This is a genomic window from bacterium (assembly GCA_021372775.1).
In the GTDB taxonomy this organism is placed as follows: Bacteria; Acidobacteriota; Polarisedimenticolia; order J045; family J045; genus JAJFTU01.
In genome coordinates this window covers 1-5,355 of the sequence record JAJFTU010000239.1, presented here as the reverse complement: position 1 = coordinate 5,355, position 5,355 = coordinate 1, and the positions used below count along the sequence as shown (strand labels likewise).

At 66.3% G+C, this 5,355-nt stretch carries 3 protein-coding genes and 2 pseudogenes; 2 read left to right on the top strand and 3 right to left on the bottom strand.

Annotated elements, in window-relative coordinates:
• Together LLG88_08515 and LLG88_08510 are read right to left on the bottom strand one after the other, a co-directional pair.
• On the bottom strand, positions 1-621 hold a 621-nt coding region (locus LLG88_08515; protein ID MCE5246944.1), incomplete at its 3' end, for a sulfatase-like hydrolase/transferase.
• Positions 622-644: 23 nt separating this feature from the next.
• Positions 645-2,303, bottom strand: a complete 1,659-nt coding sequence (locus LLG88_08510; protein MCE5246943.1) for a VWA domain-containing protein — start codon at positions 2,301-2,303, stop codon at positions 645-647.
• A gap of 98 nt (positions 2,304-2,401) precedes the next feature.
• Between LLG88_08510 and LLG88_08505 the strand changes: the two genes are divergently transcribed.
• Both LLG88_08505 and LLG88_08500 read left to right on the top strand, forming a co-directional pair.
• Positions 2,402-3,697 (top strand): tetratricopeptide repeat protein, encoded by a 1,296-nt coding sequence (locus LLG88_08505; protein ID MCE5246942.1) that lies wholly within the window; start codon positions 2,402-2,404, stop codon positions 3,695-3,697.
• A gap of 131 nt (positions 3,698-3,828) precedes the next feature.
• Positions 3,829-4,969, top strand: a pseudogene (locus tag LLG88_08500) (IS3 family transposase).
• 37 nt (positions 4,970-5,006) lie between these two features.
• Here the strand turns inward: LLG88_08500 and LLG88_08495 are convergent.
• A pseudogene (locus LLG88_08495) lies at positions 5,007-5,355 on the bottom strand (DDE-type integrase/transposase/recombinase).

Here is a 5,355-nt window from a genome sequence, read left to right as displayed (position 1 = left end):
CGAGTCGGCGTAGGCGATCTCGCCCTGGTAGAGGTCGGAGGCGTACCGCTCCTTGAACGGCGACGGCGGCTCGTACGGGTCGTGCGGATCGTAGATGTGGACCCAGAGGAAGAGCCGCTTGCCGGCGCGCTGGTCGACGAGACGCAGCGCGGCGTCCACGACGGAGGCCGCAATCCGCTCCGTGCCTCGCGGGTTGTGGGCGTCGGCCAATTCATCGTCGTACGCGGCAAACCCTCGGCGGGTCGCGACCTGCCCCGCGACCGGATAGCCACCGATTGCCGCCGCGGTATAGAACCCCTGCGCGCCGAGCAGGTCGGCAAGAGTCGGCGTCGTGACGTTCATCGTCCGCTCGCCGTTCGTGTGCACGCCGTGGTGCGTTGGATAAAGGCCCGTCAGGATCGAGACGTGCGACGGCAACGTCATGGGAACCTGCGAATATGCCCGCTCACAGCGCACACCGTCGGCTGCCAGCCGATCCAACCATGGTGTCCCGGCCCGGGCGCGGCCGTAGCAGCCGAGCCTGTCAGCGCGGGTGGTGTCCAGAGTGATGAGAAGCAAGTGCCGCGCCGGAGGCGCGGAACGCGCGCACCCAGCAGACCAGATTGGCGCCGCAAACAACACGGCGCATGCCAGATGAAGGGCCTTCACTTTTCGATTCGAGCGGTGAAAACGGCCCGCGCTCCCGTCGCCGCGTCCGTCGCGGTCAGGGCGAGCCGCAGGCCGGAGCACGGCACGATCAGTCGCTGTTCAACCGTCGGATCGGCACCCGCGTCGACGCTCGCGACCTTGGCGTCGCGCGAAGCGTTGAAGAAGCGATAGTCGACAAATGCGGGATCGTCGATACCGTCCACGAGCAGTTCCGTGTAAACGGCGAAGTTCGCCGAAAGGATCTTCTTGGTTTCCTCGAACGCCAACGACGCCCGATCGAGCCGGAGTCGGACAAGGAGTTGCCGCCGGTCGCCCTCGCAAGCACTCTTCTCGGTAGTCACTTCCCCCTTCAGAATCTGCCGGATGACGCGCCGCGGAACGTCCCGCGCGTACTCGATCGTCACACCCTTCCGGTTCGACTTGACCTTGATGTTGTGCTTCAGGGTCCCGACCTCAACGCCGCGCGGCTGAAAACCGACCGTGTAGAGGCCGCTTGAGACCCGCGACGCCTCCTTGAGTGACACGTCCAGATCGTTCGACCGCAAGAGCCGCCCGCCCGTTCGCTCAGCGAGGATCGCCGCGCCCTGCGCGAAGTTCGATTCGCTTTCCCGATAGGGATCAATCTGCGACCTATTTTCGATTTCCGAGGACGGCTTTTCATTCCTGGCCGAGACTGAGGCAAATCGGCCAAAACCGCCGTTCGGGCAGATTGCAAAGACGGAGACGCGCGCAGAGGCTGCGGCCTCCGCGAACCGGTCCCACAAACGGTTCTCAGACGCCAGCGGAGCGCGGTTCGCGAGCGCCGACGCAACGCTGTCGCCCAGCGTGGCTTCCGCCGCAGCGTAGATCTCGGCTCCCCAACGGGCCGGGACACCATCCGTGAAGAGAATAACGGTCTTGGCGGCCGGGATGGGTGCGATCGCCCGCGCGAACGACGTCAGCGCCGTCAGGAAGGCGCTCTGTTCATGCCAGTTCGCAAACTCCCGTTCGGAGGCGTGCTTGGATGCGCAGCCCCACGAGTCCGCAAGGCTCGAACAGTGCCTGAAGTCCTCGATAAGCTGGTCGATCGCCCCGACCCGGTCTTCGACCGTGTTCTTCATGTCGCCCGCGACCATGTCAACCGCGGCCAGAATGAGCGCTCGATCGCTCGTGAACGTCTGGACCATCTTGAGCTTACCCGTGAAATTCACGACCGCGACGCGATCCCGCGGCCTCAGCTCCCGTTCCACAAAGTCCCGTGCCGCAGGGATCGCCATGTTCCGCGTCCGCAGCGAGGTGCCGGCGGTGTCAAAGAACAGCGTCAAGTACCGCCCTGGCTTGGCTGCGGTATCCTCCACCGTCTGCCTAGACGCTGTCGGCGTCTGTTTTGCCGACACCTGCACGGGCAAGGGAGCCGCGTACGGCTCCACGAACGACACGCGCTGCTCCGTACCACCATCAAACAGACGGAGATCCTCCGGCTTCAGGTCGAAGACTGGATTGCCGCGTTTATCAGTCGCCAGAACGTTGAACTGAACAAGATCAATGCGAACGTTTTCGGTCAACCCGATCGGCAGGGGATCTTCCTGAGCAATACATGGTCCTGGACCGACGGCGGCGACCATGCCCAGCCCGACGAGCTTGATCCAGCGTACGGCAGTAAGCTTCGTAATCATGTGGGCACTGTACACCAGACGGCTGTTCCAGCCGAAATCCTAGGTGTGGCCGTTCGCGCCGCCCGCGTCGAGCAGGCTAGAATTCTGGAGTCGTTCGGATGAACGCTAAGGAGGCGCTCGTGTTCAAACGCGCAGGATTGCTCGCGGCCGCGCTCGCGCTTGCCGCATTCGCGGCCCCCGCGGCCGTCGCGCAGATGGTCACGGTTACCGGAACGGTCACGATGAAGGATGGCGGGCCGTTGGCCGATGTTCAAGTCGTCGCAGCCGGAGCCAAGGACGGCGGAGGGACCCGCAAGGTCAAGACCGGCAAGGACGGTGCCTACAAACTCCCGTTCCTCAAGATGGGGCGGTACCAGATCACGGCCCACAAGGAAGGCCTGATCATGTTCACCGTCGCCTTCGAAATCAAGAGCGGCAATGGGCAGGTCGTTTCCAAGAATGCCGGCGAACTCGGTCCCAAGCAGGAAATGCCGGAAGTTTCCTTCCCGCCCAGCGCAAGCTGCACCTACGACTTCGTGATGGTGCCGGAGAATTACTATGCTGGCGTTCTCACCGGTCCCGAAGCCGAACAGATGAACACCATGATCAACGACGCGAATCGCCTCACGCAGGACGGGAAGTTCGCCGAGTCCAACGCCGTCGTTGATCAGGTCCTCGCCAAGATCCCGAAGGCGCTCGGGCCGCTCTATCTCAAGGGGATCAACGAAGCCGGCCTCAAGAACTGGGATTCCGCCGAGAAGTACCTGAAGCTCGCGATCGAAGCAGATCCGAAATTCGTGGGGCCGCGCGGAGCCCTCGCCGACGTCTGTTACCGCAAAGGCGACAAGGCGCAGGCGGTGAATTGGTACGATGAAGAAATCAAGATCGCCCCGGACGCGATCCCGGTAATGCTCAACCGCGCCGCCCTGCTCGACGAGATGGGGCGCAAGGACGACGCCCTCGCCGCGTATCAGGCGATCCTCGAGAAGTCGCCGACCGAGGCGAGCGCCTACACGTCGATAGCCACGATCTACACCGACAAGGGCCAGGAAGACAAGGCGATCGAGATCCTCCAGAAGATGGAACAGGTCGCGAAGCCGGACGCCAAGGCGTGGTTCAACATCGGCGCGAACTTCTCCAACGCCGACAAGCTCGACCGCGCCGAGCAGGCCTACCGCAAGGCCCTCGAACTCGACCCGAACCTCGCCGAGGCGAACCGCGAGATGGGCTACATCGCCCTCCGCAAGGGCGACAACGCCACGGCCGTCGCGCTGCTCGAGAACTACCTCGGCGCGCGGCCGAATGCCGACGACGCCCCCGCGATGAAGATCCTGATCGACAAGGCGAAGGGCGCCACCGCCCAGCCTGCCGCGCCGGAGCCGAAGCCCGCCAAGAAACCCGCCGGCCGCAAGTAGCAATACGTGAGTCTCAGACGACGCGCCCCCCCTCGGAGGGGGCGCGTCGTCGTTTGTGGCGTGCTCCCCGAAAAGTGGTCCGGGCTGGCCGAGAGTCCTCGGGGCGACACTTCGCCCGCGAAAGGACGCTCATGAAGAAGATCCGGTTCGGCAAGGCGCAGATCGTCGGCATCCTGAAGGAGGCGGACGCCGGCGTGAGGGTCGGGGAGCTGTGCCGGAAGTACGGGATCAGCGACCAGACGTACTACCGCTGGAAGGCGAAGTACGGCGGGATGGAGGCCGGCGACGCGGTGCGGCTGAGGGCGCTCGAGGACGAGAACCGGAAGCTGAAGATGATCGTCGCCGAGCAGGCGCTGGGCATCCGCGTGTTGAAGGACATCGCCTCAAGAGAGTGGTGACGCCCGCCGCGCGACGGGACGCGTGCGTCGCGCTCGCCGGCTCGGCATGAGCGAGCGACGCGCGTGCGGGCCGATCGGGAGCCGTCGTCCGACGTGCCGCCGCAAGCCGAGGCGCGGCGACGCCCCGGGACTCCGCGAGGCGCAGTTGCGGCTGGCGCGGGAGCGGCCGCGCTTCGGCCGCCGCCGGCTGCACGTGCTGCGGCGGCGCGAACTGCCGGGAATCAACAACAAGCGCGTGCATGGGATCTACCGCCGGGAGAACTTGGCCGTGCGGCGCAAGCAGCGCAAACGCCTCGCCCGCGAGCCGCGCGTGCCGACGCCGCCGGCGAGCAGGCCGAGCGAGTGCTGGTCGATGGACTTCGGGCAGGACGCCCTGGAGTCGGGGCGGGCGTTCCGGACGCGCAACGTCGTCGACGTGGTCACGCGGATGCGCCTCGCGGTCGAGGTCGACACGTCGCTGCCGGCGGCGCGCCTCGTGCGCGGGCTCGACCGTCCGGCGGCGGCGCGCGGCCGCCCGCGCGCGATCACGGTTGACAACGGGACGGAGTTCACCGCGCGGGCGACGGACGCCTCGGCGCACGCGCACGGCGTGGAACTGCGCTTCAGCCGCCCGGGCTCGCCGACCGACGACCCCTTCATCGAGAGCTTCAACGACAAGCTCCGCGACGAGTGCCTGAACCAGCACTGGTTCGGCGGGCTCGCCGACGCGCGCTTCACCATCGAGAACTGGAGGATCGACTACGATGTCAACCGGCCGCACCGCTCGCTCGGGAACCTGCCCCCCTGCGAGTTCGCGGCGCAAGCTTCGGCGGGCCTCCGGTCGGCACCGCCTCCCTCCGGCCCGCTGAAGCTCGAAGAACCCGCGACGCTTTGACTCTCGGTTTCGTTGGACCAGCGAATGGGGGCAGGCCAGTGAGCGTTCCGGGGCGGACGCCCTGCTTGGCGCAGGTGTCGTGGAGGAGGCGCACGGCGAGCGCCGCGCTCTCCCTTTCCGCGACCATCCACCCGGTCACGTAGCGGCTGAAGATGTCGAGGACGACGTAGAGGTGGAAGTAGCTCCACTTCCGCGGGCCGCGGAGCTTCGTGATGTCCCACGACCAGACCTGGTTCGGGCCCGCGGCGAGGAGCTCCGGCTTCGCGTACGCGGGGTGCGTCAACTGGTCGCGTCGCTCGCGCGTCTCGCGGCGCCGGGCGACGATCCGGAACATCGTGCGCGTCGAGCAGAGGTAGCGCCGCCGGTCCAGGAGCGCGGCGAAGACG

What these genes read in the sequence shown, in the direction of transcription:
- LLG88_08510 (MCE5246943.1), bottom strand. Translation starts at nt 2,303, where the DNA reads ATGATTACGAAGCTTACTGCCGTACGCTGGATCAAGCTCGTCGGGCTG.
- LLG88_08505 (MCE5246942.1), top strand. Translation starts at nt 2,402, where the DNA reads ATGAACGCTAAGGAGGCGCTCGTGTTCAAACGCGCAGGATTGCTCGCG.